The organism is Sphingomonas sp. (genome assembly GCF_024508665.1).
Lineage (GTDB): Bacteria > Pseudomonadota > Alphaproteobacteria > Sphingomonadales > Sphingomonadaceae > Sphingomonas.
The window spans coordinates 361,059-386,855 of record NZ_JANINP010000003.1; the positions used below are offsets into that span (position 1 = coordinate 361,059).

Genomic DNA, 25,797 nt, shown 5'->3' on the forward strand with positions numbered 1-25,797 from the left:
TTCCGGCCGCGCCCCGATCAATGCTTCACGTCGCGCCAGACGTTCCGGTAGGCGCCGAAGGCCAGCAGGCTAGAAGCGAGCAGGAAGATCACCGCCATGAAGCCATATTGGTGCCGCGTCTCCAGATTGGGATCGGCGGTCCACACCAGGAAAGCCGCCACGTCGCGCGCCATGTTGTCGACCGTCGGCTTGGTGCCGTCGGAATATTGCACCTGGCCTTCCGACCGGAGCGGCGGCGGCATCGCGATGTTGAGGTTCGCGAAATACGGATTGAAGTGCAGCCCGTTCGGCGTTTTGGCGTCCGGGAATTCCTTCAGCAGCGCCGCCGGCTGATCCTGATATCCGGTCAGCAGCGAATAGACATAGTCGGCACCGCCGTGGCGGGCGCGCGTCATATAGCTGAGATCGGGCGGGATCGCGTTGTTGTTGGCTGCACGCGCGGCGATGTCATTGGCGAACGCCAGCGGGAAATGGTCGGCCGGCACACCCTTGCGAGTCGCCACTTCACCCGTGTCGGGATTGATCGACGGGATGTTGTCGAAGCTCGCGGCGATCGTCTTCACCTGGCCTTCGCTATAGCCGAGGCCGGCGAGGTCGCGGAACGCGACGTACTTCAGCGAGTGGCACGCCGAGCAGACTTCCTTATAGACCTGGAAGCCGCGCTGCAGCTGCTGCTTGTCGAACTTGCCGAACACGCCCGCCGAGCTCAACCCCGCATCGCGCGGATGCTTGTGAAACTCGGTTTCGGCCGTTTTCGGCGCGCCCGTCCAGATCTTGGGCGTGCTGTCGGACACGACGCCCGATACGGTGATGACCAGTGCGATCGCGAGCACGCCCGCAAACGCCAAACCGACCAGAGCTGCAATCCAGCGAACCATCTGTCTTATATCCCCTATAGCTCGCTCAGTGCGCCAGCGCGGTTTCGGCCGGGCTCGTCCCGCCTTTGCCCGCCAGCACAGCCTCGGTGATCGAATTCGGCAGCGCCACCGGCCGCTCCGTCCGCGCGATCCACGGCAGAATCACGAGGAAGTGCAGGAAGTAGTAAGCCGAGCAGACCTGGGCGACGATCACGTAGAGCGGATCGGCGGGCGAACCGCCGCAATAGCCCAGGATCAGCACGTCGAGCACGAGTACCCAGAAAGCGATCCGTGCCTTGGGCCGGTAGTTGTTCGAGCGGATCGGCGACGAGTCGAGCCACGGCAGGAAGAACAGCAGCAGGATCGACCCGAACATCGCGAGCACGCCCCACAGCTTGGCCGGCAAGATGAAGTCCGAGGTGAACGAGCGCAGGATCGCGTAGAACGGCCAGAAATACCATTCGGGGACGATGTGCGCCGGCGTCTGCAACGGATTCGCCGCGATGTAATTGTCCGGATGGCCCAGCATGTCTGGGAAGAAGAAGATCAACGCCGCGAACAGGAGCAGGAAGACGCCCAGTCCGAAGCCGTCCTTCGCCGTGTAATAGGGATGGAAGGGCACCGTGTCCTGCTCACCCTTGACGTCGACACCGGTCGGGTTGCCCGACCCCGGAATGTGCAGCGCCCAGATGTGGAGGATGATAACCGCCGCGATCACGAACGGCAGCAGGTAGTGGAGCGAGAAGAAGCGGTTGAGCGCGGCATCGTCCGGCGCGTAGCCGCCGAGCAGCCATACGCGGATCGTCTCGCCGATCCCGGGGATCGCGGAGAAGAAGCCGGTGATGACCTGCGCGCCCCAGAAGCTCATCTGGCCCCAGGGAAGCACGTACCCCATGAACGCGGTCGCCATCATCAGCAGGAAGATGACCACGCCGAGCAGCCACACCATCTCGCGCGGCGCCTTGTACGATCCGTAATAGAGACCGCGGAAGATGTGCGTGTAGACGACGATGAAGAACATCGACGCGCCGTTGGCGTGCGCATAGCGCAAGAACCAGCCGGCATTGACGTCGCGCATGATCGTGCCGTTGATCGACGAGAAAGCGGTCGCGGCGTCCGAATGATAATGCATCGCCAGAACGATGCCGGTGACGATCTGGATCGCCAGGGCGGCGCCGGCGAGAACGCCGAAATTCCAGAAATAATTGAGGTTGCGCGGCACCGGATAGCCGGCGCCCACGGCGTTGTACGCCAGGCGCGGCAACGGCAGCTTCTCATCGAGCCAGCGCATGAACGGCTGTTTCGGCTCGTAGTGATTGGCCCAGGGGAAACTCATCTTCTTCTACCCCCTTAACCGACCAGAATCGCGGTCGGCGACGTGAACTTGTACGGCGGCACGGCGAGATTCTTCGGCGCCGGTCCCTGACGGATGCGCCCGGCCGTGTCGTATTGCGAGCCGTGGCACGGGCAGAAATAGCCGCCGAACTTGCCGCGATTGTCGCCCTCGTTGATGCCGAGCGGGATGCAGCCCAGATGGGTGCAGACGCCGAGCGTGATCAGCCAGTTCTCATGCCCCGGCTGGGTCCGCTTCTCGAGCGTTTCGGGATCGCGCAGCTCCGACAGCGGCACCGCATTGGCCTCGGCGACTTCCTTCGGCGTCAGGTTGCGCACGAACAAAGGCTGTTTGCGGAACGTCGTGATGACGCCCTGGCCCGGCTGGATCTTCGACAGATCGACCGTGGTGGTCGATTCCGCGAGCACGTCGGCCGACGGGCTCATCTGGTTGATCAGCGGAAACAGCACCGCGACCGCGCCGGCGGTGGCGGGAAACGCCACGGCGGCAATGTTCAGGAAGTCACGGCGACGCGGATCGCTCACGCTATCGGGCGACTCACCCTCCGGAATCACATCGTCAACGGTCGCCATTCACCTGCCCTTGCACTTCAAATCCGGCGGCGGAACGCTTGGGGAGCCAGCCTTTAGGAGGCCGCGCGCCCGCCAGAACCCTTCCGTCCCCACGGAAGTTGCGCGCCTGATAGACACGGGCATACCGCTTTGCCAACGGGTTTTTATGCGCATCGCTCTTCACCAGCCCGACATTGCCGGAAACGTCGGCACCATCTTGCGCCTGGCGGCCTGCCTCGGCGTGCCCGTCGATCTGATCGAACCGATGGGATTCGCCTTTTCCGACCGCGCCTTGGCGCGCGCCGGAATGGACTATGCCGCGCAGGCCGAGGTCACGCGTCACGCCGACTGGGCGGCATTCGAAGCAGGGGTCACCGGGCGCATCGTCCTATTGTCCACCATGGGCGCGGTGCGTCTCGACGCGGCAGAATTCCAACTCGACGATATCCTGCTGCTGGGATCGGAAAGCGCGGGCGTGCCGCAATCGGTCCATGATCGCGCCGATCTCAGGGTCATGATTCCGATGCGGCCCGGCTTTCGGTCCTTGAACGTTGCGATTTCCGCCGCCATCGCGCTCGGCGAAGCATTACGACAGACGAAGGGATGGCCCGAATGAAGGAGCTGGACGTCGAACAGGCGACCGCTAAACAGTGGTTCGAGCAGCTCCGCGACCTGATCTGCGCCGAATTCGAATCGATCGAGCACGAGGCCGGGTCCGACGCGAGGTTCGACTATACGCCTTGGGACCGCATCGATCCGTCGGGCGCGGATGGTGGCGGCGGCGTGCGCGGCGTGATGAAGGGCAAGGTGTTCGAGAAAGTCGGCGTCAACGTGTCGACCGTAGGCGGCGCGTTCGAAGGCGAGTTCGGCAAGACGATCCACGGCGCGGCCGAGGACCCCACCTTCTTCGCGACCGGAATCAGCCTGGTCGCGCACATGGCCAATCCGCACGTTCCCGCCGTCCACATGAACACGCGCTTCCTGGTGACCACCAAGCGTTGGTTCGGCGGCGGCGCCGACCTCAACCCGCCATTGCCCGTGGCGGCGGACACCGCGGACTTCCACGCAACGCTCAAGGCCGCGTGCGATCGCCACGATCCCGGCCATTATCCGCGCTTCAAGCAATGGGCCGACGATTATTTCTATATCCCGCATCGCAAGGTGCATCGCGGCGTCGGCGGAATTTTCTACGATCATCTAGAAGGCGATTTCGCCGCCAATTTCGCCTTCACCCAGGATGTCGGTCGCGCGTTCCTGGACGCTTTTCCGCGGATCGTGCGGCGACGGATGGGCGACGCGTTCACCGACGCCGACATGGCCGCGATGCGCGAGTGGCGCGGCCGCTACGCCGAATTCAACCTGGTCTATGACCGCGGAACGTTGTTCGGCCTCAAGACCGGCGGCAATATCGACGCGATTCTGATGAGCCTGCCGCCGGTCGCTACCTGGTCCTGAGCCGACGATATGCGGCGACTTGGACCAGCGACATGGCGATCCCGCCTAGGCCGGTGATCGCAGCAGCCATCGCGTCGACCAGCGCGCGCGCGATCGGATTGGGCGCGTGCGCCACCATCCAGGCGTCGATCTGCTCGAACGGCCAGGTCGCGATCGTCATCGCCAGGATTACCGTCATCACCGAAGCGGCGAGCGCAAGCGTGTTGCCGCGGGTCAAATGCAGACTACGCGTGATCGCCTTCAAGGCGCCGACGGGCGCTTCGGCCAGCAAGGTTGGCGCCAACGCAATCGTCCGCGCCAATACCCAGAAGACGATCACGAAAAACGCGACCATCAGCAGCGGCAATGCCTGCGCCAGCAACAGGGCCGCCGCGATCGGCACGGCAATGATCAGCCCCGCAAGCAGCAACAGCGGATAACGCCGCGCCGCAGCCATCAGCGCCTTGCCCGTCGGCGGGCGATCGCCCGCCAAATACAAGGCGACGATCGCGAATTGGCCGAACAGCACGACGGCTTGCGCGGCGACCTGCCAGCCGCCGTAACTGAGCATCCATTGCGTGAGACCCTGTTCATAGGCCGTCATCGTGACCGAACCCGGCACGGCTTCGCTTGTCCCGGGCGGCGCGGGCATATCGGGAATGAACATCGCCATCGCTAGCGCGGGCAGGAAGATGAACAGCCCAGCCACCGCCGTCTGCACGTCCCAATCGCGCCGCCATAATCGCCAGGCATCGCGCATCAAGCCAGGAAAAGTGACTTTCACACGCCCTCGCGCGCCGACGTCGCCGCCAGATAGACTTTGGCCATGAAGCTCGACTGGACGACATAATAAGCCGTCGTCACCAGCCCCCCGAGGATCGCGACGATGATCGACCCGATCGAGATCGGCCCGGCGCTAGGGTCGAGAAAGCGGAACAGGGTACCGAACACCGACGTCACCGCGATCGAGGCGACGCCGACGACCAGTCCAAACAGGAGCACGACGCCGAGCAGCTTCCAGGCAATTCCCCGGCTGAGCGCGAACGACCGCCGCAATGCGGCGACCACGCCGCCTTCGGCCGCGACCACCGCGACGAGCAAGGTGCTGAACCTGACCGACACGAACACCGCGAAGATCAGCCAGGCCAGCCCGTAAAGGACGATGAACCCGGCCATGGCCGGCGAAATGTCGGGCTTCGGTGCGGCGGTCGCGCTGGTCAGCGCGGCCAGATCAACCCCGCTCGCGACCATCGCGAGGATAATCGGCAGGAACAGCAAGACGAGCACGGCGAACAGGATCAGAATCGCCAGCAGATAGTGGAGGAAATGGCGCGTCGCGGTCGATTGCGCAACGCTGCGTCCGGCATCGGGCCGCAGCGCCAGCGCGGCGATGGCGAGCTGGCCCCACAACATCGGAAGCAGCAAGGCCAGCATGATGCCTTGCCCCAGCCCCGGCGCAACCGCCGCGCCGGCAAGCTTGATCGCGCCCGATATCGATTGTGGCACAAAGATCGTCAGTAAAGCGATCGGAACCACCGCGCCCAGATTATCGCTGAGGAATTCGGTGGTACGATCCCAGACGTTTCCCATATTGACCATATGCGGCCCCCGATTTCCCACATACCGACCCAGTCGCCGGCCCGAGGACGCCTGACTAGGGCGTGTGCTCACGACTGGCAACGCCCTCACCCAAGCATCCTGGGGCGGCCGGCGACTTGCGCCATGTCGGTGCGCGGGAGTAGCCCCGCGCGATGATCCCCGCCGATATCGAATGGCGCGTCTCGGCCGAGCAAGTGCCTTATGCCGATAGTCTCGCCGCCATGGAGGCTCGTGCCGCCGCAGTCGCTGCGGGCGATGCGCGGGAGCTCGTCTGGCTGCTCGAACACCCGCCGGTCTATACCGGCGGCACCAGCGCCGATCCCGCCGAACTGATCGACCCCCGCTTTCCCGTCGTGCAGACCGGGCGCGGCGGCCGCTACACCTATCACGGCCCCGGCCAGCGCGTCGGCTATCTGGTGCTCGACCTGAATCGCCGGGGCCGCGATGTCCGCTGTTTCATCCATGAACTCGAAAATTGGCTCGTCGCGACGCTGGCGGATTTCGGAATAGCGGCACGAGCCGAGTCGGGGCGCGTCGGTATCTGGACGGGGCACGGTGCCGCCGAAGCGAAAATCGGCGCGATCGGGGTGCGTGTGAAGAGGTGGGTTACGCTGCATGGCTTCGCGATCAACCTCGATCCTGATCTCGCACATTTTGGCGGAATCGTGCCTTGCGGTCTGGCCGACTATGCCGTGACCAGTGCGGCAGCGCTTGGAAAAACCATTTCGGTTGAGGCATTTGACACGGCATTGGCGGCTCATCTGCCCGACTTTCTCGATGCGCTTTCCGCGCACGAAAAGCGGCTTGAGCAACATCGGATTAGTGTCTAATGTCCCCCTCGATTTGGGTGATAAGGCCGGAAAAGCCGACCAAATCCACTATCTAGGGAGCTTCCAAATGCGTTCTTTCATCTCGAAGGCCGTGATCGGCACCATGATCGCGGGCGCCGCCCTGGCGGTTTCGGCCTGCAGCAAGACCGAAACCACCACCAATGTCACCGACATGAACGTCACTGACGAAACCACCACCGACAACATGACTGCGGTCGATGGCGGCGCCATGAACGGCACCGACATGATGTCGAACGACACCACGACCACGACCAACACGACGATGTAATTCGTCTGGTCGTCCGCCTTCCGGCGGATGGTTAGGTTTCGAGGGGCCGTCCGTTCGTCGGGCGGCCCCTTTCGATTCGTGGTGACCCTTCGGCGAATCCAAGAGGCAAGGAAACCTCTTGGGCGCGCAGAAAAATCACCGTAGGAAAGGGCCGGCGCAGGGGGCGCGAGAAGGGACGAGGATGACGATCGTGCGTATCATGGCGGGCCTGTCGCTCGCCGCCGGCGTGTTCGCCGGATCACCGGCATCGGCGCAGTTTTTCCTGAAATCCTATGATTTCAGCAGTAACGCGGTGACTGGTGTCGAACCCGAAATGGGCATGCCGATGCCTGGCGCGACGCCGGCGGAAGTCCGCGCCGGACTGGTATGGAACCTCCGCGCCGCGCTCAACGTCGCGGCGCTGCAATGCGATTTCGCGCCGATGCTGCTCACGGTCGACAATTACAACGCGATGCTGCACGACCATACGGCCGAGCTCAAAAGCTCGCTCGACACGATCAACGGCTATTTCGTTCGCAGCGCCAAGACCAAGGCCGCGGGCCAGGCCGCGTTCGACCGCTTCAGCACACGCACCTATTCGGCTTTCGCCACCGTCGCCGCGCAATATGGCTTCTGCCAGACCGCAAGCAAGATCGGTCGCGAAGTGATCTTCGCGCCGCGCGGCCAGTTGGGCGAGGTCGCGACGCGGTACATGGGCGAGCTGCGCAACAGCCTGGTCCCCTATGGCGAACAGCAATTCCCGCGGGCCTTCTATTCCCGGACCTATCTGTTCCTGCCCGACTTCCAGCCCGACTGCTGGCGAAAGGGCCGCTATAGCGCGACCTATTGCGGCAGCAGCGCCAAGAAGAAGAAACGCTGAGGTTAAAGCCCTAGCGCAGGCCCAACCGCTTGTGCGCCTGAAGCGTCAGGCGCCAGCGCGGGCGCGCCATGACCAGGGCGATTGCCTCGGCCTCGCTCCCGGCATTGCCTTCGGCCGATCCAGTGTCGAGCGGTTGCGCGAGCAGATGGGCGAAATCCCAGGATTCCAGCGCATCAAGGTTGGTACCCGGCTGGGGCCAGACCAGTTTCAGCTCGTCGCCCGATCGCTGAACAACCTCGCTGCCAGCCTTGGGGCTGATACAGACCCAATCTATTCCGGGATGCACGGCAAGCGTACCGTTGCTTTCGATCGCGATGGTGAAGCCGGACGCGTGCAGCGCGTCGACCAGCGCGTCATCTACCTGCAGCATCGGCTCACCACCCGTGAGCACGCAGAATCGCTCCTCGCGCCCCTCGCCCCAGAAACTCGCCGCGGCCGCGGCAAGGGAGGCCGCATCGGCGAAGCGCCCGCCGCCTTCGCCATCGGTGCCGACGAAATCGGTGTCGCAGAAACGGCAGATCGCGGCCGCGCGATCCTGTTCGCGCCCCGACCATAGATTGCATCCGGCGAAGCGAATGAACACGGCGCGGCGCCCCGCATTCACGCCCTCTCCCTGGAGCGTGAGGAACATTTCCTTGACCGCGTAGCTCATCGTCAGGCGGCGTAGCGCGTCGGGTCGGGAATACCGGCTTCCTCGAAACCCTTGGAGCGCAAGCGGCAGCTGTCGCACAGGCCGCAATGCACACCGCCAGGCGCGGGATCGTAGCACGACCAGCTCATACCGAGATCGAGTCCGAGCCGCGTACCTTCGCGAACGATATCCGCCTTGCTCATGTGCTGTAGCGGCGCGTGGACGCGGAAACGGTCGCCCTCCACCCCTGCCTTGGTCGCGAGCGCCGCCATGTCCTCGAAGGCGGCGACGAATTCCGGGCGGCAATCGGGATAGCCCGAATAATCGAGCGCGTTGACGCCGATCACCATGTCGCGCGCGCCCGCTGCCTCGGCCCACCCGAGCGAAAGGCTGAGGAAGATGGTGTTGCGGGCGGGCACATAAGTGATGGGAATGTCGGCGCCGACACCTTGCTTGGGAACGTCGATCTCCGCGGTCAGCGCCGAACCGCCGAACGCGCGCAGGTCGAGGGGCAGCACGACATGGCGTTCGGCGCCCAAGGTCGTCGCGATGCGGCGGGCCGCCGCCAGCTCGATCTGATGACGCTGATTATAATCGATCGAGAGCGCGAGCAGGCGATATCCCGCCGCCTTCATCGAGGCCGCGGCGACCATTGAATCGAGGCCGCCCGAGATCAGCGCGACCGCCAAAGGCGATGTGTTTTCCATAATCGGGCGGGAGCTAGGAGGTTAGGGTCTCTCCCGCAAGCGGAAGAGGGGCGGACGAGGGTGCAGACGTAAAAGAAGAGGGCCGCCTTGCGGCGGCCCAGTCTGGACGCTTCCAGCGTCTTTCAGGGAGGAAAGCGTGCCCGAAGAGCACCTCTCCGCTATAGAGCAGGGACCCTAAACGCGGGCTTAACGGACCGGAGGCAGCGCGCACGCACCCGTACGCCGCCCCTCGTAGACCACGTCGAACGGCTGCCCCGAGGGATCGATGCCCTGGGTATCGAGGCGAATCAGGGAGGGGTTTTCCAGCGTGATCGTGGTGCGGCCGTAGCCACGGCCCTGACAGGTGTAATGGATCGTGACGTGATCGGGCGCATCGTCGATGGTGAAGCGCGTGCATTGCACCGCCGGGTGGAACAGCTGCACCATCTGCAAGGGATTGTGCATGCAGATCTGACGCGGCGTGTCAGCCCGGCCGATCTCGTGCAATTGCCATTGCCCCAAGGTCAACCGATCGAGCGCAGCCGGCCCCGCCGCTACCGCGACACCGGCGCCCAGCCCCGCCATAGCCGCAAACGCGGCCAAGATGATGGTCCCCTTCCCCATGCCCACTCCTGTGCCATTCAAATGTGGCGATGGACGGGCAGTGTTACAACTACAGGGCGGCGGATTCCGCCGGCACCGGAAACGACTTCGCGCAAAATGCGCAATCGACATGGATCATGCCGTGCTCGTCGGCCATCTCGCGCCGATCTTCGGTCGTGAACTTCGCGAGCACGCCCGCGATATAGGCGGCGTCGCAACGGCATCCCTTACGGAAATCCGACCGCGTCTGGACGCGCACTTCCTCTTCTTCATTGAACAGGCGCCAGATGAGGGTTTCCAACGGGATCGCGGCGTCGGTGAGTTCATCGGCCCCCATCGTCCGCCCCAGGATTGCAACATGCTCCCACTCGGGATGGTCGTGCCGTACATGCAGCCGCTCGCGTCCGATCTCACCTTCCGGCAAATGCTGGAGCAGCAGCCCGCCGGCGACGTGACGGCCGGCATTGTCGCGCGTCACGCCGAAACCGATCAGCGTCGGGATCTGTTCCGACTGGGCGAAATAGCTTTCCGCGGCTTCGGCCAGCGTTTCGCCGTCGAGCGGCACGATGCCCTGATAGCGTTCGCCGGTTTCCGCCAGATCGAAAGTGATCGCCAGATATCCCTCGCCGAACAAGGCGAACAACGTCGGGTCTTCCGGCGCCTCGGCCAGGCGGTCGGCATCGTATTGGACATAGCCACGCAAGTCGCCGCCGCGATAATCGCATACCAACAGCTTCACTACGCCGGCCTGCGTCTGCGCCTGGATGGTCAGTTGTCCCGATGGATCCTTGAGCGTCGAGCCGATCAATGCTGTCAGGGTCAGCGCCTCGGCGAGCAACCGTTCGATCGCCGGCGGATAGGCATGCGCGGCAAGGATTTCGTCGAGCACCGGTCCCAGGCGCACCAATCGGCCGCGCGCATGGCGGGCAGGAATAGTGAAGCCGATCGTCTGGTCGAGGTCGGTAACGTCTGCGGTCATAACAGTCCTTCGTCACCCCGGCGAAAGCTGGGGTCTCTGGCGTTCAGCGCTGCGCCAAATTGCATGAGATGCCGGCGTGCGCCGGCGTGACGAATGTGGGGAGAGCGTCGCCCACGATCAACCGATCTGCCCGAAGCACCAGCGCAGGATCGATTTCTGCGCGTGCAGCCGGTTCTCCGCTTCGGGCCAGATCAGCGATTGCGGCCCGTCGAGCACCTCGGCGGTCACTTCCTCGCCACGATGCGCGGGCAGGCAGTGAAGGAATTTCGCTCCCGGCTTCGCGCCCGCCATCAACTCGCCGGTGACCTGGAAAGGCATCATCGCCGCGAGCTTGGTGTCGGCATGCTCCTGTCCCATCGAGATCCAGGTGTCGGTAACGACGATATCGGCGCCTTCCACCGCTTCACGCGCTGTTCCCACCACCCTGGCACGCCCGTTCGCCAGAGCGACCTCCGCTTCGGACGGCTGAAAGCCTTGCGGGCAGGCCGCGACCACATCGAACTGCATCAGCCCGGCCGCCTCCATCATCGAGGTCAACACGTTGTTGCCGTCACCCAGCCACGCGACCTTGAGCCCCGGCAGCGAATAGCCGGCCTCGATCACCGTCTGCAGGTCGGCGATGATCTGGCAGGGATGCGAATAGTCGGTCAGGCCGTTGATCACCGGCACGCTGGCATAGGCCGCGAGTTCCTCGACCTTGGCGTGGTCGTCGGTCCGGATCATGATCGCGTCGACATAGCCCGACAGGATGCGCGCGGTGTCGGCGACGGTCTCGCCACGGCCAAGCTGCATCTGGCCGGCATCCGTGACGATGCTGGTGCCGCCCAATTGGCGGATCGCCATGTCGAAGCTGAAGCGGGTGCGGGTCGAGTTCTTCTCGAACACCATCGCCAGCACATGGCCGGCGAGCGGGGCGTCGGCATCGACCTTGCCCCTGGGCCAGCCAGCCCGCGCCGCCTTGCGGTCGAGCGCATCCGCAAGGATTGCCGCGACGCCGCCCGGACCGGCATCGGCGAGGTTGAGAAAGTGCCGCAACTAAAATTCCTCCCCGGCACGGGGTGGGGGACCGCTCGCGTAGCGAGTGGTGGAGGGGCCCCTCCACCCGATCATCGCTTGAGGCGAGCCCCCTCCACCAAGCCGCTGCGCGTCTTGGTCTCCCTCTCCGTAAACGGGGAGGATCTGATTTATAGCTCTCACGCCGCCTGCGTAGCGGCGGCGTAGGTCCGCGCGCCCTCGCTCAGCCGCTCGATGCATTCGGCGATGTGGCTTTCCTCGATCACCAGAGGCGGCAGGACGCGGAACACGTTCTCGCCCGCAGCGACCGTCAGCAGCCCATGATTGTCGCGCAGATGTGCGACGAAGTCGCGGCTGACCGCCGGCTCCTTCATCTTGATGCCGAGCATCAGGCCTTTGCCACGGATTTCCTCGAACAGGGTATCGTGGTTCGGGATAAGCTGCTCGAACGCCGCGCGCAGGCGGTCGCCCATCGCGGTGACGTGATCAAGGAAGCCAGGCTCGAGCATCACGTCGAGCACTGCCTGGCCCGCCGCCATCGCCAGCGGGTTGCCGCCATAGGTCGATCCGTGGGTGCCGATCACCATGCCCTTCGCCGCTTCCTCGGTCGCGAGGCAGGCGCCGAGCGGGAAGCCGTTCCCGATACCTTTGGCCACCGTCATGATGTCGGGCGTGATGCCGTAATGCTCGTAGGCCCACATCTTGCCGGTCCGGCCATAACCGCACTGGATCTCGTCGAGGATGAGCAGCAAGCCATGCTCGTCGCAGGCCTTGCGCAGGCCCTGGATGAATTCGGGCGTGCCCGCGGTCATGCCGCCCTCGCCCTGCACGGTCTCGACCAGGAAACCAGCGGTCTCGTCGTCGATCAGAGCCAATGCGCCTTCGAGATCGTTGAACCTGGCATAGTTGAAGCCCGGCAGCAGCGGCTCGAACCCATCGCGCATCTTGGGCTGGTCGGTGGCGCTGATTGCGCCGAGCGAGCGGCCGTGGAACGCGTTCTTGAACGTGATGAGCTTGTAGCGTTCGGGATTACCGTTGACGTCATGATAGCGGCGCGCGGTCTTGATCGCGCACTCGATCGCCTCGACCCCGGAATTGGTGAAGAACACCGTGTCGGCGAAGCTGTTGTCGACGATACACTGCGCCAGCGCCTCGCCTTGCGGGCTGCCATAGAGGTTCGACACGTGCATCAGGGTCGCAACCTGATCCTGCACCGCCTTGATGAAATGCTCGTTGCTATGGCCCAGCGCGTTGACCGCGATGCCGGCGGCGAAATCGAGATAGCGCTCGCCGCGTTCGCCGATCAGATAGCAGCCCTCGCCTCGGACCGGACGCACCCCGCACCGCGGATAGACGGGCATGAGCGGAGTGATGGTCACGGCGATGGCCTCCTTTAATTGCAACAAAAGCAAAAAGGGCGGCCCATCCGGACCGCCCGGAGCGGGCATTTACTTGGTAGCGCCATGGAGCGTCAACACCGCCGGACCGAACAGGTCATGACGCAGGTTCGAAACGTCATGCCCAAGGCGCATGGCAAACGAAATCGCTTGCCCGTCGATCCAACCGAAGATGGCTAACCGCCAGCGGCGGCCCGAAACGGCGGCCGCTGCCGATCAGTTGTTACGCGGTTGGTAGATGCCGTCATCGGACGGCGGCATAGTGTCGTCCTGCGCGTTGGAATCGTTGGAATTCTGGTCGTCGGCCGGCGGCGCCGTTGACGCGCCATAGGCGTCGCCAGCTGGCGGAACGCGGTAGGAATCGTAATTCTCGGGCGCGGCCCGGTCGGAATCGTAGGACGGTGATGTACGATAGGGATCGTTCGCGCGGGGCGCATTGCGATAGGAATCGTCCGGGGCGGACGAATAAGACTGGTCGTCATCGTCATCAGGCGCGCGGCGAGTGCTACCGTAGCCATTCCGTGGCGTCGCGCCATAAGCGGGGGGATAGTCCGTCGATCGGCCGCGATACGCGTAATCATCGTTCGAGTCGCCGCGTGCTTCACGTAGATCACGCAACAGCGCAAAAGTGCGCCGGGTCACGTCGCGGCGCATATCGCCATCGTCGTCGCGTTGGGCACGGCGATCGAGCCGCGCCAGTTCGTCGGCTTGCTCGCGCAAATTGCTCGCCTGATCGTCGGAAATCTCGCCACGGCGCTGGGCGGAATCGATCATCGAGCGGATCTGATTCGGCCGCGGCACTGCGTTGCGGACATAGCCGTTGCCGTAATTGCCGGAATAATCAGGATCATAGGATTGCGCCGTCGCAGGCGCCACGCTCAGGGCGGCGAGGCTCGCCGCCGATATCAGCAGAATGCGCATTATACCGGAACTCCACAGGGTGGGATCATAACGCGCAATAGCGGGGCGATGTTGCGTGCAGGCTGAATGGCAAGGTCAGCCAGCGTTCAGTCAAATCCGATCGGCTGGACCCGACGACCCCCTCAGGATTTGATCTTCCAGCCTTTGTTGAGCAGCCAATAGCAGGTAAGCGCCAGGACGACGTCCAGACCGAACACGACCGCGCTGCCGATCAGCACCGGTGAATCGGCGGTGCCGAGGAACCCGTAGCGGAAGCCTGAAATGATATAGAAGAACGGGTTGCCGTGGCTGAACGCGCGGAACGCCGGCGCCAGGCGATCGACCGAATAGAAGGTGCCCGACAGCAGCCCCAGCGGTACGATGACGAAATTGGTCACTGCCGCGGCATGGTCGAACTTGTCCGCCCAGATCGAGGTCAGCACGCCCAGCAGCGACAGGAACGCCGCCCCCAGGAAACCGAACCAGATCACGGCCCATAAATGCTGCGGCCAGACACCGATGCCGTAAAGCGCCATCGCCGCCCAGACGATGAAGCCGACGATGAAAGCGCGGGTCATCGCTCCGCCGACCAAGGCGGCGAGCAATTCCATCGTCGATAAAGGCGGCATCAGATAATCGACGATCGTCCCCTGGATTTTGCCGACCAGCAGCGAGAAACTGGCATTGGCAAAGGCGGGGCCCATCATTCCCTGGCTGATGATCAGGCCGGGCGCGATGAAATCGCCGAACGGAATGTCGACGCCGCCGACCTGGACAGGACGTTTGGCGCCCGTCGCGACGGTGAAAACGACCAGAAACAGCAGAGTCGTGGCGGCCGGCGCCCAGATCGTTTGCAGGTGCACCTTGAAGAAACGGCGCACCTCCTTCACATAGAGGGTTCTCAGGCCACCCCAGTTCACGCTCCGGATCACCGGAACGCCGGGGGGTGCCATAACAGTGATTTTCTCACCGGGAGTGGTGGGCGCGTCCATCGGCCACGCAGGTAGGCGCTGACGCGATGCCCCGCAACCATTGCGGTGATGTTTTGGAAGGAATGTAATGAGCTGGACCGACGACCGCATCGATACGCTCCGCACGATGTGGGAAAAAGGCATGACGGCGAGCCAGATCGCCGAGGCGCTGGGCGATGTCAGCCGCAACGCGGTGATCGGCAAGGCCCATCGCCTGGGCCTGCAATCGCGCCCGTCGCCGGTGAAGCCCAATGACGACGGAGCGTCGGTTACCCCTGCCCCGGCGCCGGTCAAGAAGGCCGCGCCGCCCGTCGCCGAGGCGCCACGCCCGGCGCCGGCTCCTGCGCCGGCTCCAGCGGCACCGCCCGTCGCGGCGGCAATCCCCGCTACGCCCGCCGCCCCTGCTCCGGACGCTCCGCCCCAGCCGATCCTGCGCTCGGTCGGTCCGGGCGGCTTCGTGCGCCAGGCGCCCGGCGAGCAGCAGCCGCCGATCGCGCCCGCGCCGCCGCGCCGCCTGGTTCCCGCCAAGCCGTCGCCCGAAATCGCCGGCAAGACCAGCCTGCTCGACCTCAACGACAAGATCTGCAAATGGCCGCTAGGCCATCCCGGCGAGCCCGATTTCCATTTCTGCGGCGAGAAGGTTAACCCCGGTTTCCCCTATTGCGTCGCGCATTGCGGCCATGCCTATCAGGCGCAGCTGCCGCGCCGCGATCGCCGCCCGCCGCCGCCGCTGCCGTTCGGCGGCCCGCGGGTTCGCTGACAGCGCCAATCCGAACAGCGCCGCCGGGCTTCCCGGCGGCGTTTTTCATTGGGGCCATCGGGTACCACCGGCGGCAGCTACCCACAGCAGAAACGCCCGCTGCGCTTGCCGAGCGCTTCGCGTGTCCTCTATACGTTCTCCATGTCAGAAGACCTGTTCGCTTCCTCCGGCAAGCCCAGCACCGACTATGACGCGTCCTCGATCGAAGTCCTCGAAGGGCTCGAACCCGTTCGGCGGCGTCCGGGCATGTATGTCGGCGGCACCGACGAGCGGGCGTTGCATCATCTCGCCGCCGAAGTCCTCGACAATGCGATGGACGAGGCGGTGGCCGGGCATGCCACCCGGATCGAGGTCACGCTCGATGTGGGCAACCGCCTGACCATCGTCGACAATGGCCGCGGCATGCCGGTCGACCCCCATCCCAAATTCCCCGATAAATCGGCGCTCGAGGTCATCCTCTCAATGCTCCATTCGGGCGGCAAGTTCACCGGCAAGGCCTATGCGACCTCGGGCGGTCTGCACGGCGTCGGCATCAGCGTGGTCAACGCGCTGAGCGAGGAGACGGTGATCGAGGTCGCGCGCAACCGCGAATTGTTCCGCCAGCGTTTCTCCAAAGGCCAGACGCTCGGACCGCTCGAAAAGCTCGGCCCGACGCCGAACCGCCGCGGCACCTCGGTCGCGTTCACTCCCGATCCCGAGATTTTTGGCCCGGAGCTGCATTTCAAGCCGGCGCGGCTTTACAAGCTGGCGCGGTCGAAGGCCTATCTGTTCGCCGGCGTCGAGATTCGCTGGAAATGCGCGCCCGAAATCATCACCGACGAGACACCGGCCGAGGCGGTGTTCCAGTTCCCGGGCGGCCTGGGCGACCATTTGAAGGAGCAGATCGGCACGCGCGAATGCGCGACCGCCAATTTCTTCACCGGCAACCAGGATTTCCCCGGCGAGCAACAGGGCCGCGTCGAGTGGGCGGTGGCCTGGCCACTCTGGTCCGACGGTTCGTACAGCTGGTACTGCAACACCATCCCGACTCCCGATGGCGGCACCCACGAAGCGGGTCTTCGCGCCGCACTTGTCCGCGGCATCCGCGCGTTCGGTGAGCTGGTAGGGCAGAAGCGGGCCAAGGACATCACGGCTGACGACATCATGACCGGCTGCGAGCTGATGCTGTCTGTGTTCATCCGCGAGCCGCAATTCCAGAGCCAGACCAAGGACCGGCTGACCAGCCCCGAGGCGGCGACGCTGGTCGAGCGCGCGGTGCGCGACCATTTCGACCATTTCCTCTCGGACAATATGGACCGCGGCAAGGCGCTGCTGGGCTATGTCCTGGAGCGGATGGACGAGCGCCTGCGCCGCAAGCAGGAGCGCGAGGTCAAGCGCAAGTCGGCGACGTCAGGCCGTAAACTTCGCCTGCCCGGCAAGCTGACCGATTGCTCCGCGGACGACCCCGCCGGCACCGAGATCTTCATCGTCGAGGGCGATTCGGCCGGCGGCTCTGCCAAGCAGGCGCGCGACCGCAAGACCCAGGCGATCCTGCCGATCCGCGGCAAGATCTTGAACGTCGCATCGGCGACCAGCGCCAAGATCTTCGCCAACCAGGAGATTGCCGATCTGGTCCAGGCACTGGGCTGCGGCACGCGCAAGGATTGCGAGCCCGACAATCTGCGCTACGAGCGCGTGATCATCATGACCGACGCCGATGTCGACGGCGCGCATATCGCGACGCTCCTGATGACCTTCTTCTTCCAGGAAATGCCCGACATCGTGCGGCGTGGGCATGTCTATCTGGCGCAGCCGCCGCTCTACCGCCTGACCGCCGGGACCAAGAGCCTCTATGCGCGCGACGACGCGCATCGCGCCGAGCTCGAGGCGACCGAATTCAAGGGCAAGAAGGTCGAGGTCAGCCGGTTCAAGGGCCTCGGCGAGATGAATCCGGGCCAGCTCAAGGAAACCACGATGGATCCCGCCTCGCGCGGCCTGATCCGCATCACACTGCCACAGGAATATGAAGAGCGCGCCGGGGTGAAGGACCTGGTCGACCGCCTGATGGGTACCAATCCTGCGCACCGCTTCGCGTTCATCCAGGAAAATGCCGCCAGATTGGACGAAGAAGCGATCGACGCTTAACGGCGCTTCCGGCAAATCGGGCCGGGTTTTCTATGGAGGTGCGGTTCAACATGCGTATCCTCGCCCTGCTCGCGCTTATTCTTGCTGCCGTCCCCGGTCCGGTGGGCGCCCAAACGACCCCGGCGCCGGTCGCCCCGGCCGCCGATCCGTCGCTGACCGCGCGATCGCGCGAGTTGATAGCGGTCGTCGCCGGCAGCGGCGATTTTAACGGCTATTTCGCCCCGAGCTTCCATGCCGCCATCCCGAAGGAAAAGTGGGACGCGGTCGTGGCCTCGATGACCGGCCAAATGGGGAAACCGCTAGCGATCGACAGGCTGACCCCGGTCACGCCCTTCTCGGCTAATCTGCGCGTCCGCTTCGAGCGCGGTGTGGTCAATGCTCAGATCGCGATCGACCCGGCGCCGCCGCATCAGGTGGTTGGGCTGTTATTCACCGGCTCGGAAATGGCGGGAGATACGCTCGACAAGCTCACCGCCGATATTCGTGCGCTGCCCGGGACCACCGGCCTGGGTATCTATGCGCTTGGCGAGGATGCACCCCGGTTGATCGCCGGAATCGCGTCCGACAAGGCAATGCCTCTTGGTTCGGCATTCAAGCTATGGGTGCTCGGCGAGTTGGCGCGAGAAGTGGGTGCGGGCGAGCGCAAGTGGAGCGATGTGCTCCCGATCGGGCCGGCATCACTGCCCTCCGGCATTACGCAAAACTGGCCGACGGGCAGCCCGGTGACGATCCAGACGCTCGCGACCCTGATGATCTCGATCAGCGACAATACCGCCACCGACACATTGGTGTCGCTAGAAGGGGAACGACTCGACGGCTTCGTTGCCCAAGTCGGTGTGCCCGGCCTCGCGCCGATACTGACCACGCGTCAGATGTTTGCCCTGAAGCTTCCCGCCAATGCCGACCTCGCGACACAATGGGCGGCAACGGGGGCGCCCTCGGAAAGGCGCAAGTGGCTCGAGACAAACGCGCCGCGGCTTCGGACCGCACCGATCGATCCGATGATGTTCGCCGGAAGACCCACCAAGATCGATACGCTCGAATGGTTCGCCAGCCCCGCCGATACCGCCCGCATGTTCGATTGGTTCCGCAAGGAGGGTGGCGAGACGGCTTTATCGTTGCTGGCGATCAATCCGGGCATCGACCCCACCACACGTGCCAAGTTCGACTATGTCGGGTTCAAGGGTGGGTCGGAACCGGGCGTCGTCACGCTCAATTTCCTGGTCAAGCGTAAGGACGGACGCTGGCTCGCGATCGCGGGCGGCTGGCATCGCGGTGACGCGGGGGTCGAGGAGGCCAGGTTCACCATGCTGATGACCCGGGCGCTGGTGCTGTTAGCTGATGCACCGTTGCTGAAATAGCGACCTACTGCCCTCGCATTCGCCGCGCGTGATAGGCGGTCCGCAGCGCGATCGCCGTCAGCATCAACAAGGCGCCCCAGGCTATGACGATCATCGGAATCAGTTCGGGAATGGCCGGCCACGCCCAGGTACGCAGCGCGGCGATTATTGTCCCGACTATTATGATCGCGATGCCGCCCCAGCGCACGCCCCTGGCGAACCCGCGCAGTTCACGACGATAGGCCGCCAGTTCGAGCGGGTCTTTCAGGTTCGGGGGCGGGCGGCCTTCCATTCGTCCTCCAGCAATCCCCAGATCAGACTGTCGCGCACGCCGATATGCGTCTCCCATTCGGCACGCAGCCGCGCCTCGAGCGTGAAACCGAGACGTTCGAGCACCGCCTTGGATGCTTTGTTATCCGGGTCGGTATCGGCGAACACACGCCTCTGCCCTTCCGCGAACAACAGGTCGATCATCGCCGCGACGGCCTCAGTGACGATGCCCCGACCCCAGAAAGCGCGCTTCAAGACGTAGCCGATCTCGGTCACCTTGCCCTGGCGCTTTTCGTAGCAGGCGACGGTGCCGATCGCGGTGTCGTCGCCTTTCAGCGTGACCGCCCAGGCGCGCCAGGTTGGATCGGCAATGCCCTTTTCGAGCCGAGCGCGGCTTTCGTCCAACGTCATGGTCGCCGGATGCGACCCATAGGTATTGGCCTCGGCATCCGAATACATCGGGTGCAGCGCCTCGGCATCCTCGATCCTCAGCGGGCGAAGGATCAGCCGTTCGGTTTCCATCACCGGCAGGCTCACCCGCCCAGTGCCTCCACCAGCGCCTTCACCTTCTTCTGCCGCCATTGCGGCAAGGGCGCGACAAGCCAATAGCCCAGGCGGTATGGCTTGGCCTCGCCGACCGCAACGATCCGGCCCGCCGCTATGTCGCGCCGCGCGAGCAATTCGGGGACCGTTGCCCGGCCCAAGCCTTCGGCCGCGGCATCGATCGCCAACCCGGCATCGGCAACACGTACCAGCGACACCGCATCGTCGTTGAGACAGCCCGGCCAGGAAATCCGCGTATCGGCGCCCCCGCCCGGCCGCTGCACGGTGATCATGCCCTCGGATTCGAGCGCTTCGCCCTCATGCTCGCCCGGTCCCTCGCCCCAGCGGATCGCGAGGTCGAGATTGGCCTGAGTGAAATCGAGTTCCTCGTCGGCCGCGATCAGCATGAAGCGCATCTCGCCATCGGCCGCGCTGATCTCGGCCAGCCGCGGCATCAGCCAGCAATGGAGCACATCGCGCGGCGCGGCGATGGTCAGCGACTTGGACGACTGGCCAGCCTGCATCGCGCGGACTGCTTCCTCGAATTGCAGGAAGCCCTGGCGCAGCGCGTCGAGCCCAGCCTCACCTTCGGGGGTCAGTTCAAGGCCCTTGGTCGTACGGCGGAACAGCACCACTCCCAGCGTGTCCTCCAGCGCGCGAATCTGTTGCCCGACAGCGGCCGGCGTCACCGCGAGTTCGTCGGCGGCACGAGTGAAGGAGAGATGGCGAGCCGCGGCGTCGAGCACGCGCAGGCCGTTTAAAGGGAGATGGGTACGCTTCATTCGACGTCGCCCCGGCGGAGGCCGGGGCCGCTATGTTGCAAAGGGAGTCGCGAGCCACCAGCGGCCCCGGCCTCCGCCGGGGCGACGGAATATATCTCTTCCATCCTCACACCCCCACCGCCGGCGCGAGCAGCGCGAAGCGCGGAATGTCGACGTCAAACGCCGAGCCGTCCTCGGCGATCATGTGATAGCTGCCCTGCATCGCCCCGGTCGGGGTCGCCAGAGGGCAACCCGAGACATAATCGAAGCTCGCGCCGGGGGCGATTACCGGCTGTTCGCCGACCACGCCTTCGCCTTCGACCGAATGGCGCGCACCGCGGCCGTCGGTGATCACCCAATGCCGCGTCAGCAGCTGGATCGTAGCCGGGGACTCGTTCTCGATCCGCACGTGATAGGCCCAGAACCAGCGGCCGCGATCGGGTTCGGACTGTTCGGGCAGGAAGCTGACCGAGACGCGCACGATCACTCCACGCGTTTCCGCGACATTGGGGAACAGCGCCTTCATCGCGTCGCTCACCACCCGCTCCTCACAAACTGACCGCCTTCAGCGCGCGATCGAGGTCGTCGATCACATCGTCCGGATCTTCGAGCCCGACGTTCAGCCGCAACATGCCCTCGGTCACGCCCATTTCCAATCGCCGTTCCTCGCTCACCCCGGCATGCGTGGTGGATGCGGGATGCGTCATCAGTGAGCGCGAATCGCCAATATTGTTCGAAATGTCGATCAATTCGAGCGCATCGAGCAGGCCGTGCGCCTGGCTGCGGCCGCCCTCGAGCTCGAACGCGAAGATCGGCCCGGCGGCCTCCATCTGGCGCATCGCCAGATTGTGCTGCGGGTGGCTCGGCAGCCCAGGGTGAAGGATTCGCGGAACGCGGCCTTCGATGAAGCGTCCGACCTTGAGCGCGTTCTCGCTCTGACGGCGCGCGCGAAGGTCGAGCGTCTCGAGTCCCTTCAACACGACCCAGGCGTTGAACGGCGACAAGGTCGGCCCGGTATTGCGGGTGAAGGAAAGCAAGGTGTTCTCGATGAACTCCGCGCTACCGCACACCGCGCCAGCCAGTACGCGGCCCTGCCCGTCCATCAGTTTCGTCGCCGAATAAGCGACGACGTCCGCGCCGAAATCGAGCGGGCGCTGCAGCACCGGAGTCGCGAAGGCATTATCGACCACCGAGACGATGCCGCGTTCCCTGGCGATGCCACACACCGCTTCCAGGTCGACGACGTCCATCGTCGGGTTGGCCGGCGTTTCGAAGAAATAGACCTTGGTCTCGGGTCGCGTCGCGTCGATGAATTGCTGAGGATCGCGCGCGTCGATCACCGTCGTCTGGATGCCAAACTTGGGCAGCAGAGTATCGACCAGCCAGCGACACGATCCGAATGCCGCGCGGCCGGCGACGACGTGATCGCCGGTCTGCAGCTGGCACAGCAAAGCCGCGGTCATCGCCGCCATGCCCGTCGCCATCGTGCGGCACGCCTCGGCGCCTTCGAGCAACGCGATGCGCTCTTCGAGCATCTGCACCGTCGGGTTCTGCAGGCGCGAATAGGTCATGCCGACCTGTTCGCCCGCGAACCGCGCCGCGGCGTCTCCCGCGCAATCATAGGCATAGCCCGAGGTCAGGAAGAGCGCTTCCGATGTCTCCCCGAACTCCGACCGCGCCGTTCCGCCGCGCACCGCCTGAGTGGCCGGGCGCCATTGTTGGGTGATCGAGCGGTCCTGTCCGGTGCGGCGTTTCATGGGTTTTGGCTTTGCGGCGGGGATGGGGGCGAGGTCAAGTTCTGCCAGACTAATTCCTCCCCGGCACGGGGAGGGGGACCGGCCGCGAAGCGGACGGTGGAGGGGGCCCGCGACCAACGAGCACAGTCGAGGAGGCCAGTGATGAAGGGCCCCTCCACCCCGCGACTACGTCGCGCGGCCCCCCTCCCCGTGCCGGGGAGGATTTTCAGGGGTCAGGCAAACGCCGGCGCGCTTTTCAGATGCTGATACGCCGCGATCACTTCCTGCAGCGCCTTTTCCATGCTGCGATCGCCGCCGTTCCGATCAGGGTGGAATTTGCGCACCAGTTCCGAATAACGCTGCCGCAAGCCGCGGCGATCGGTGTCCTGGTCCAATCCCAGCACGTTCAGCGCGCGGCGATCAGCGCCCGACAGCGGCTTGCCGTCCTGGCGCTGGCGTTCGCTCGCCACGCGCTCGCGGAAGCGCGCGCCGATCGCGTCGAGCGGGTCGCTGAAATCGGCCCAGCGCGGCGGACGATCTGCACCATTGGCGGCGAAGGCGCGCGTCTCGCGCTCCCAACCGGCGTAGGGCCGCTGCGCCTCATGGATCTCGTCGGGGCTCATGCCGTTGAAGAAATTGTACCGTGAGTTGAACGCGCGGACATGGTCGAGGCACAGCCAGCGATACTCGGCTGGTCCGTCGCGCCCCGGCGGCGTGCCCTCCAGCGGCGGCGCGCGGAACTCGCCCGGCTGGTCGCATCCCGGCTCCGCGCACACTCTCCCAGTCCCCGCCACACGGCCGTGGAAGCGGGTGTTGGGTCGGTCGTGCGGGGGCGTGCGAGCCACGGTGTCTCCGGGAGAAAAAAGGACCTATATAAGAACGATGACCGACACCGCTACCGGCCCGCTGGCCGAAATCATCGCCGCTCGTCTGAGCGAAAACCTCACCCCGTCGCGGCTCGAGGTGATCAACGACAGCCATCACCATGCCGGCCACATGGGTGACGACGGCACCGGCGAATCGCACTTCACCGTCATCGTCGAAAGCGAGCGCTTCGCCGGCTTGAATCGGGTCGCACGGCAACGGCTGGTGAACCAGGCGCTCGCCGATCTGTTATCCTCGCGCATCCACGCGCTCGCGATCCGGGCGCGCGCACCGGGAGAGTGACATGGAGCCCTATCGTCTTTGGTATTGGCCCTCGATCCAGGGGCGCGGCGAGTTCGTCCGGCTGGCGATGGAGGCCGCGCACATCCCCTATGTGGATTGCGCGCGCGACGAAGGTGTTGACGCGCTGATCGACGACATGAAGGGACATGATCGTCGAGGGCCGTTCGCTCCGCCCTATCTGTCGATGCCTGGATTCACCGTCGCGCAGGTGGCCGACATATTGTTCTTCCTTGCCAGCCGCCATGACGCCGTCGGCCCGGCCAACGAAGCCGACCGGTTCTGGGCGCAGCAACTCCAGCTGACCGTCACCGACATCGTCGCCGAAGTGCACAACGTCCATCATCCCGTCGCGCTCGACGACTATTACGATGGTCAAAAGCCCGAAGCTGCGCGTGCGGCCAAAGGTTTCCGCGAGAAGCGCATCCCCAAGTTCCTCCACTATTTCGACAGGGCCGTCCGACACAACGAGGGCGACTGGACGGTGGGCACGCGCTGGAGCCATGTCGACACCTCGCTGTTCCAGCTGATCGAGGGACTGCGCTACATGTTCCCCAAGAGGATGGAGGCGGTCGAAAGCGACTATCCCGCTTTGGTCGCGCTCCACGACCGCGTCGCCGAGTTGCCGGGGATCGCGGCCTATCTGGAAAGCGACCGCCGCATCGCGTTCAATACCGACGGCATTTTCCGCCATTATCCGGAACTCGACGCCGCCTGAGGCAAACGCAGCGTTTCCTTGAGGCCCCTCCCGCTCGAGGTCGCGAGCGGTTAAGGATTGCCGCGATGGTCCAACGCATTCCCCGCCCCGCCGCGCGCATCCTGCTGATCGACCAGGACGATCGGTTGCTGATGTTCCGCTTCACGCCCGAGGACGGGCGCCCACCATTCTGGTGCACCCCGGGCGGCGCGGTCGATCCGGGCGAGAGCTATGAGGAGGCGGCACGGCGCGAATTGTATGAGGAGACCGGCATCGTCGCCGATCCGGGCTCCGAAATCCTGCAGCGGACGGCCGATTTCCTGACGATCGAGGGAGTCGAGGTGACCGCCGACGAACGCTATTTCCTGGTCCGGACCGAGGCGCGCGAGATCGACGCCGCCGGCCATACCGAGCTCGAGCAACGCGTGATGCAGCATTGGCGCTGGGTCGCGCCACACGAGCTTCCCGCGCTGGGTGAGCAATATTTCCCCGAAGACCTGATCGATATCCTGGCAGAGGTGACGGCATGACCAACGACGACCTGATCGACCGCATCATCACCCCCACCACGCACGATCTGGGTGGTTTCAAGGTGCATCGCACGCTCCCGTCCAAGCCGCATCAGATGGTCGGCCCGTTCATCTTCTTCGACCAGATGGGTCCGGCGCATCTCGATATCGGCACCGGTATCGACGTGCGCCCGCACCCGCACATCAATCTGGCGACGGTCACCTATCTATTCGCCGGCGCGATCGACCATCGCGATTCAATCGGGACCTTCGCGCGCATCGAGCCCGGCGCGGTCAACCTGATGACCGCGGGCCACGGCATCGCCCATTCGGAACGCTCGCCCGGCGACGAACGCGCGCATGGACCCGAATTGTCGGGCATCCAGACCTGGATCGCGATGCCCGAGGACAAGGAAGAGATCGACCCGGCGTTCGAACATGTCGCCAAGACCGAGCTGCCGCTGGTCGAGGCGCACGGCGCCACCGCAAGGATCATCATGGGCGAATTATGGGGCCAGCGCGCGCCGACCACCGTCTATGCCGATACGATCTATGCCGACATCCTGCTTGCCCCGGGCGCGAGCATGCCGATCGATCCCGGCGCCGACGAGCGCGCAGTCTATCTGGCGATCGGCGAAGCCGAGATCGACGGCATGCCGATGGCAATCAACACGCTCTACGTGCTCAAGCCCGACGTGGCGATGACCCTGCGCTCGGCCGGCGGCGGCCGGGTGATGCTGTGTGGCGGCGAGGCCTTCACCACCGAACGCCACGTCTGGTGGAACTTCGTCAGCTCCCGCAAGGACCGTATCCAGCAGGCCAAGGAAGACTGGAAGGCCGGCCGTTTCGCCAAGGTTCCGGGTGACGACAAAGAATTCATCCCAATTCCGGAAATCCCCAAAACGGCGACATATCCTTGAATCTCGAGTAACGGTCGGC

31 protein-coding genes are annotated in these 25,797 nt (G+C 64.8%); 12 read left to right on the forward strand and 19 right to left on the reverse strand.

Annotated features, from left to right (window positions below; genetic code table 11):
- Window positions 1-17: 17 nt before the first annotated feature.
- From Q0L25_RS06950 to petA, 3 genes are read right to left on the reverse strand one after another with little or no spacing between them, the layout of a single operon-like run.
- Entirely contained in the window at window positions 18-878 is an 861-nt protein-coding gene (locus tag Q0L25_RS06950; protein ID WP_296612782.1) for a cytochrome c1, read from the reverse strand.
- A 25-nt stretch (window positions 879-903) separates the two neighbouring features.
- Window positions 904-2,193: a cytochrome b N-terminal domain-containing protein gene (locus Q0L25_RS06955; RefSeq protein ID WP_296612783.1), complete on the reverse strand. Its 1,290-nt coding sequence runs from the start codon at window positions 2,191-2,193 to the stop codon at window positions 904-906.
- 14 nt (window positions 2,194-2,207) lie between these two features.
- On the reverse strand, window positions 2,208-2,783 hold the full coding sequence (gene petA, locus Q0L25_RS06960; RefSeq protein WP_296612785.1) for a ubiquinol-cytochrome c reductase iron-sulfur subunit: 576 nt from the start codon (window positions 2,781-2,783) through the stop codon (window positions 2,208-2,210).
- Window positions 2,784-2,928: 145 nt separating this feature from the next.
- On the opposite strand from petA, the gene Q0L25_RS06965 reads away from it, so the two are divergent.
- Both Q0L25_RS06965 and hemF read left to right on the forward strand, forming a co-directional pair.
- A complete protein-coding gene (locus tag Q0L25_RS06965; RefSeq protein WP_296612786.1) occupies window positions 2,929-3,378 on the forward strand; it encodes a tRNA (cytidine(34)-2'-O)-methyltransferase in 450 nt (149 codons plus the stop codon).
- A complete protein-coding gene (gene hemF / locus Q0L25_RS06970; RefSeq protein ID WP_296612788.1) occupies window positions 3,375-4,217 on the forward strand; it encodes an oxygen-dependent coproporphyrinogen oxidase in 843 nt (280 codons plus the stop codon). The genes Q0L25_RS06965 and hemF overlap by 4 nt, the downstream gene beginning before the upstream one ends.
- On the opposite strand, the gene Q0L25_RS06975 is transcribed toward hemF, so the two are convergent.
- Entirely contained in the window at window positions 4,204-4,956 is a 753-nt protein-coding gene (locus Q0L25_RS06975) for a hypothetical protein (protein ID WP_296612789.1), read from the reverse strand. The genes hemF and Q0L25_RS06975 overlap by 14 nt on opposite strands.
- Window positions 4,957-4,976: 20 nt before the next feature.
- Complete coding sequence (locus Q0L25_RS06980) at window positions 4,977-5,795, reverse strand: hypothetical protein (protein WP_296612792.1); 819 nt, start codon at window positions 5,793-5,795, stop codon at window positions 4,977-4,979.
- A 152-nt stretch (window positions 5,796-5,947) separates the two neighbouring features.
- Between Q0L25_RS06980 and lipB the strand changes: the two genes are divergently transcribed.
- The 3 genes from lipB to Q0L25_RS06995 all read left to right on the forward strand — a co-directional run bounded on the left by lipB (window position 5,948) and on the right by Q0L25_RS06995 (window position 7,773).
- Window positions 5,948-6,625, forward strand: a complete 678-nt coding sequence (gene lipB, locus Q0L25_RS06985) for a lipoyl(octanoyl) transferase LipB (RefSeq protein ID WP_296612793.1) — start codon at window positions 5,948-5,950, stop codon at window positions 6,623-6,625.
- 67 nt (window positions 6,626-6,692) lie between these two features.
- Window positions 6,693-6,914: a hypothetical protein gene (locus tag Q0L25_RS06990; protein ID WP_296612795.1), complete on the forward strand. Its 222-nt coding sequence runs from the start codon at window positions 6,693-6,695 to the stop codon at window positions 6,912-6,914.
- 181 nt (window positions 6,915-7,095) lie between these two features.
- Complete coding sequence (locus Q0L25_RS06995; protein WP_296612796.1) at window positions 7,096-7,773, forward strand: hypothetical protein; 678 nt, start codon at window positions 7,096-7,098, stop codon at window positions 7,771-7,773.
- Window positions 7,774-7,783: 10 nt separating this feature from the next.
- On the opposite strand, the gene queE is transcribed toward Q0L25_RS06995, so the two are convergent.
- The 8 genes from queE to Q0L25_RS07035 form a co-directional block, all read right to left on the reverse strand.
- Window positions 7,784-8,425, reverse strand: coding sequence for a 7-carboxy-7-deazaguanine synthase (gene queE / locus Q0L25_RS07000; protein WP_296612798.1), 642 nt, complete (start codon window positions 8,423-8,425; stop codon window positions 7,784-7,786).
- A gap of 2 nt (window positions 8,426-8,427) precedes the next feature.
- The gene (gene queC, locus Q0L25_RS07005) at window positions 8,428-9,111 is read right to left on the reverse strand and encodes a 7-cyano-7-deazaguanine synthase QueC (protein WP_296612800.1); all 684 of its coding nucleotides are present in this window, start codon (window positions 9,109-9,111) and stop codon (window positions 8,428-8,430) included.
- Between the two features lie 186 nt (window positions 9,112-9,297).
- Window positions 9,298-9,714 (reverse strand): hypothetical protein, encoded by a 417-nt coding sequence (locus Q0L25_RS07010; RefSeq protein ID WP_296612801.1) that lies wholly within the window; start codon window positions 9,712-9,714, stop codon window positions 9,298-9,300.
- Window positions 9,715-9,763: 49 nt separating this feature from the next.
- Window positions 9,764-10,672, reverse strand: coding sequence for an Hsp33 family molecular chaperone HslO (locus tag Q0L25_RS07015; RefSeq protein ID WP_296612803.1), 909 nt, complete (start codon window positions 10,670-10,672; stop codon window positions 9,764-9,766).
- 117 nt (window positions 10,673-10,789) lie between these two features.
- Window positions 10,790-11,707 carry an ornithine carbamoyltransferase gene (argF, locus tag Q0L25_RS07020; RefSeq protein ID WP_296612804.1) on the reverse strand — a complete coding sequence of 306 codons (918 nt, stop codon included), beginning with the start codon at window positions 11,705-11,707 and terminating at the stop codon, window positions 10,790-10,792.
- 158 nt (window positions 11,708-11,865) lie between these two features.
- Window positions 11,866-13,065 (reverse strand): aspartate aminotransferase family protein, encoded by a 1,200-nt coding sequence (locus Q0L25_RS07025; RefSeq protein WP_296612806.1) that lies wholly within the window; start codon window positions 13,063-13,065, stop codon window positions 11,866-11,868.
- A 234-nt stretch (window positions 13,066-13,299) separates the two neighbouring features.
- Complete coding sequence (locus tag Q0L25_RS07030; protein ID WP_296612808.1) at window positions 13,300-14,004, reverse strand: hypothetical protein; 705 nt, start codon at window positions 14,002-14,004, stop codon at window positions 13,300-13,302.
- A gap of 122 nt (window positions 14,005-14,126) precedes the next feature.
- The gene (locus Q0L25_RS07035; RefSeq protein WP_296612810.1) at window positions 14,127-14,936 is read right to left on the reverse strand and encodes an ABC transporter permease; all 810 of its coding nucleotides are present in this window, start codon (window positions 14,934-14,936) and stop codon (window positions 14,127-14,129) included.
- Between the two features lie 106 nt (window positions 14,937-15,042).
- Between Q0L25_RS07035 and Q0L25_RS07040 the strand changes: the two genes are divergently transcribed.
- The 3 genes from Q0L25_RS07040 (at window position 15,043) to Q0L25_RS07050 (ending at window position 19,199) form a co-directional block, all read left to right on the forward strand.
- Window positions 15,043-15,714 carry a GcrA family cell cycle regulator gene (locus tag Q0L25_RS07040; RefSeq protein ID WP_296612811.1) on the forward strand — a complete coding sequence of 224 codons (672 nt, stop codon included), beginning with the start codon at window positions 15,043-15,045 and terminating at the stop codon, window positions 15,712-15,714.
- Between the two features lie 141 nt (window positions 15,715-15,855).
- Window positions 15,856-17,838: a DNA topoisomerase IV subunit B gene (parE, locus tag Q0L25_RS07045; protein WP_296612813.1), complete on the forward strand. Its 1,983-nt coding sequence runs from the start codon at window positions 15,856-15,858 to the stop codon at window positions 17,836-17,838.
- Window positions 17,839-17,888: 50 nt separating this feature from the next.
- A complete protein-coding gene (locus Q0L25_RS07050; protein WP_296612814.1) occupies window positions 17,889-19,199 on the forward strand; it encodes a serine hydrolase in 1,311 nt (436 codons plus the stop codon).
- A 4-nt stretch (window positions 19,200-19,203) separates the two neighbouring features.
- Here Q0L25_RS07050 and Q0L25_RS07055 read toward each other — a convergent pair whose 3' ends face one another.
- The 6 genes from Q0L25_RS07055 to Q0L25_RS07080 form a co-directional block, all read right to left on the reverse strand.
- Window positions 19,204-19,470: a hypothetical protein gene (locus Q0L25_RS07055; RefSeq protein ID WP_296612817.1), complete on the reverse strand. Its 267-nt coding sequence runs from the start codon at window positions 19,468-19,470 to the stop codon at window positions 19,204-19,206.
- On the reverse strand, window positions 19,443-20,030 hold the full coding sequence (locus Q0L25_RS07060) for a GNAT family protein (protein WP_296612819.1): 588 nt from the start codon (window positions 20,028-20,030) through the stop codon (window positions 19,443-19,445). The genes Q0L25_RS07055 and Q0L25_RS07060 overlap by 28 nt, the downstream gene beginning before the upstream one ends.
- Complete coding sequence (locus Q0L25_RS07065) at window positions 19,982-20,773, reverse strand: LysR family transcriptional regulator (RefSeq protein WP_296612821.1); 792 nt, start codon at window positions 20,771-20,773, stop codon at window positions 19,982-19,984. The genes Q0L25_RS07060 and Q0L25_RS07065 overlap by 49 nt, the downstream gene beginning before the upstream one ends.
- Before the next feature lie 106 nt (window positions 20,774-20,879).
- Window positions 20,880-21,278, reverse strand: a complete 399-nt coding sequence (gene apaG, locus Q0L25_RS07070; protein WP_296612902.1) for a Co2+/Mg2+ efflux protein ApaG — start codon at window positions 21,276-21,278, stop codon at window positions 20,880-20,882.
- Window positions 21,279-21,300: 22 nt separating this feature from the next.
- Complete coding sequence (locus Q0L25_RS07075) at window positions 21,301-22,509, reverse strand: aminotransferase class I/II-fold pyridoxal phosphate-dependent enzyme (RefSeq protein ID WP_296612823.1); 1,209 nt, start codon at window positions 22,507-22,509, stop codon at window positions 21,301-21,303.
- Window positions 22,510-22,721: 212 nt separating this feature from the next.
- The gene (locus Q0L25_RS07080) at window positions 22,722-23,333 is read right to left on the reverse strand and encodes a J domain-containing protein (protein ID WP_296612825.1); all 612 of its coding nucleotides are present in this window, start codon (window positions 23,331-23,333) and stop codon (window positions 22,722-22,724) included.
- A 37-nt stretch (window positions 23,334-23,370) separates the two neighbouring features.
- Here Q0L25_RS07080 and Q0L25_RS07085 point away from each other — a divergent pair, with 37 nt between their 5' ends.
- From Q0L25_RS07085 to Q0L25_RS07100, 4 genes are all read left to right on the forward strand, one after another.
- Window positions 23,371-23,655, forward strand: coding sequence for a BolA family transcriptional regulator (locus tag Q0L25_RS07085; RefSeq protein ID WP_296612827.1), 285 nt, complete (start codon window positions 23,371-23,373; stop codon window positions 23,653-23,655).
- Between the two features lies 1 nt (window position 23,656).
- Window positions 23,657-24,370 carry a glutathione S-transferase gene (locus Q0L25_RS07090; RefSeq protein ID WP_296612829.1) on the forward strand — a complete coding sequence of 238 codons (714 nt, stop codon included), beginning with the start codon at window positions 23,657-23,659 and terminating at the stop codon, window positions 24,368-24,370.
- 65 nt (window positions 24,371-24,435) lie between these two features.
- Window positions 24,436-24,879: an NUDIX domain-containing protein gene (locus Q0L25_RS07095; protein ID WP_296612830.1), complete on the forward strand. Its 444-nt coding sequence runs from the start codon at window positions 24,436-24,438 to the stop codon at window positions 24,877-24,879.
- Entirely contained in the window at window positions 24,876-25,778 is a 903-nt protein-coding gene (locus Q0L25_RS07100; protein WP_296612832.1) for a pirin family protein, read from the forward strand. Before Q0L25_RS07095 ends, Q0L25_RS07100 begins: the two co-directional genes overlap by 4 nt.
- Window positions 25,779-25,797: the final 19 nt, after the last annotated feature.

Coding starts and splice junctions, on each gene's coding strand:
- Q0L25_RS06990 (WP_296612795.1), top strand. CDS start 6,693: ATGCGTTCTTTCATCTCGAAGGCCGTGATCGGCACCATGATCGCGGGC.
- Q0L25_RS07015 (WP_296612803.1), bottom strand. CDS start 10,672: ATGACCGCAGACGTTACCGACCTCGACCAGACGATCGGCTTCACTATT.
- petA (WP_296612785.1), bottom strand. CDS start 2,783: ATGGCGACCGTTGACGATGTGATTCCGGAGGGTGAGTCGCCCGATAGC.
- Q0L25_RS06980 (WP_296612792.1), bottom strand. CDS start 5,795: ATGGTCAATATGGGAAACGTCTGGGATCGTACCACCGAATTCCTCAGC.
- queE (WP_296612798.1), bottom strand. CDS start 8,425: ATGAGCTACGCGGTCAAGGAAATGTTCCTCACGCTCCAGGGAGAGGGC.
- Q0L25_RS07060 (WP_296612819.1), bottom strand. CDS start 20,030: ATGGCGGCAGAAGAAGGTGAAGGCGCTGGTGGAGGCACTGGGCGGGTG.
- Q0L25_RS07095 (WP_296612830.1), top strand. CDS start 24,436: ATGGTCCAACGCATTCCCCGCCCCGCCGCGCGCATCCTGCTGATCGAC.
- Q0L25_RS07050 (WP_296612814.1), top strand. CDS start 17,889: ATGCGTATCCTCGCCCTGCTCGCGCTTATTCTTGCTGCCGTCCCCGGT.
- Q0L25_RS07075 (WP_296612823.1), bottom strand. CDS start 22,509: ATGAAACGCCGCACCGGACAGGACCGCTCGATCACCCAACAATGGCGC.
- Q0L25_RS06995 (WP_296612796.1), top strand. CDS start 7,096: ATGACGATCGTGCGTATCATGGCGGGCCTGTCGCTCGCCGCCGGCGTG.
- Q0L25_RS06955 (WP_296612783.1), bottom strand. CDS start 2,193: ATGAGTTTCCCCTGGGCCAATCACTACGAGCCGAAACAGCCGTTCATG.
- Q0L25_RS07010 (WP_296612801.1), bottom strand. CDS start 9,714: ATGGGGAAGGGGACCATCATCTTGGCCGCGTTTGCGGCTATGGCGGGG.
- Q0L25_RS07100 (WP_296612832.1), top strand. CDS start 24,876: ATGACCAACGACGACCTGATCGACCGCATCATCACCCCCACCACGCAC.
- lipB (WP_296612793.1), top strand. CDS start 5,948: ATGATCCCCGCCGATATCGAATGGCGCGTCTCGGCCGAGCAAGTGCCT.
- Q0L25_RS07040 (WP_296612811.1), top strand. CDS start 15,043: ATGAGCTGGACCGACGACCGCATCGATACGCTCCGCACGATGTGGGAA.
- apaG (WP_296612902.1), bottom strand. CDS start 21,278: ATGAAGGCGCTGTTCCCCAATGTCGCGGAAACGCGTGGAGTGATCGTG.
- Q0L25_RS07090 (WP_296612829.1), top strand. CDS start 23,657: ATGGAGCCCTATCGTCTTTGGTATTGGCCCTCGATCCAGGGGCGCGGC.
- Q0L25_RS06965 (WP_296612786.1), top strand. CDS start 2,929: ATGCGCATCGCTCTTCACCAGCCCGACATTGCCGGAAACGTCGGCACC.
- hemF (WP_296612788.1), top strand. CDS start 3,375: ATGAAGGAGCTGGACGTCGAACAGGCGACCGCTAAACAGTGGTTCGAG.
- Q0L25_RS07035 (WP_296612810.1), bottom strand. CDS start 14,936: ATGGCACCCCCCGGCGTTCCGGTGATCCGGAGCGTGAACTGGGGTGGC.
- Q0L25_RS06950 (WP_296612782.1), bottom strand. CDS start 878: ATGGTTCGCTGGATTGCAGCTCTGGTCGGTTTGGCGTTTGCGGGCGTG.
- parE (WP_296612813.1), top strand. CDS start 15,856: ATGTCAGAAGACCTGTTCGCTTCCTCCGGCAAGCCCAGCACCGACTAT.
- queC (WP_296612800.1), bottom strand. CDS start 9,111: ATGGAAAACACATCGCCTTTGGCGGTCGCGCTGATCTCGGGCGGCCTC.
- Q0L25_RS07065 (WP_296612821.1), bottom strand. CDS start 20,773: ATGAAGCGTACCCATCTCCCTTTAAACGGCCTGCGCGTGCTCGACGCC.
- Q0L25_RS06975 (WP_296612789.1), bottom strand. CDS start 4,956: ATGCGCGATGCCTGGCGATTATGGCGGCGCGATTGGGACGTGCAGACG.
- Q0L25_RS07085 (WP_296612827.1), top strand. CDS start 23,371: ATGACCGACACCGCTACCGGCCCGCTGGCCGAAATCATCGCCGCTCGT.
- Q0L25_RS07030 (WP_296612808.1), bottom strand. CDS start 14,004: ATGCGCATTCTGCTGATATCGGCGGCGAGCCTCGCCGCCCTGAGCGTG.
- Q0L25_RS07055 (WP_296612817.1), bottom strand. CDS start 19,470: ATGGAAGGCCGCCCGCCCCCGAACCTGAAAGACCCGCTCGAACTGGCG.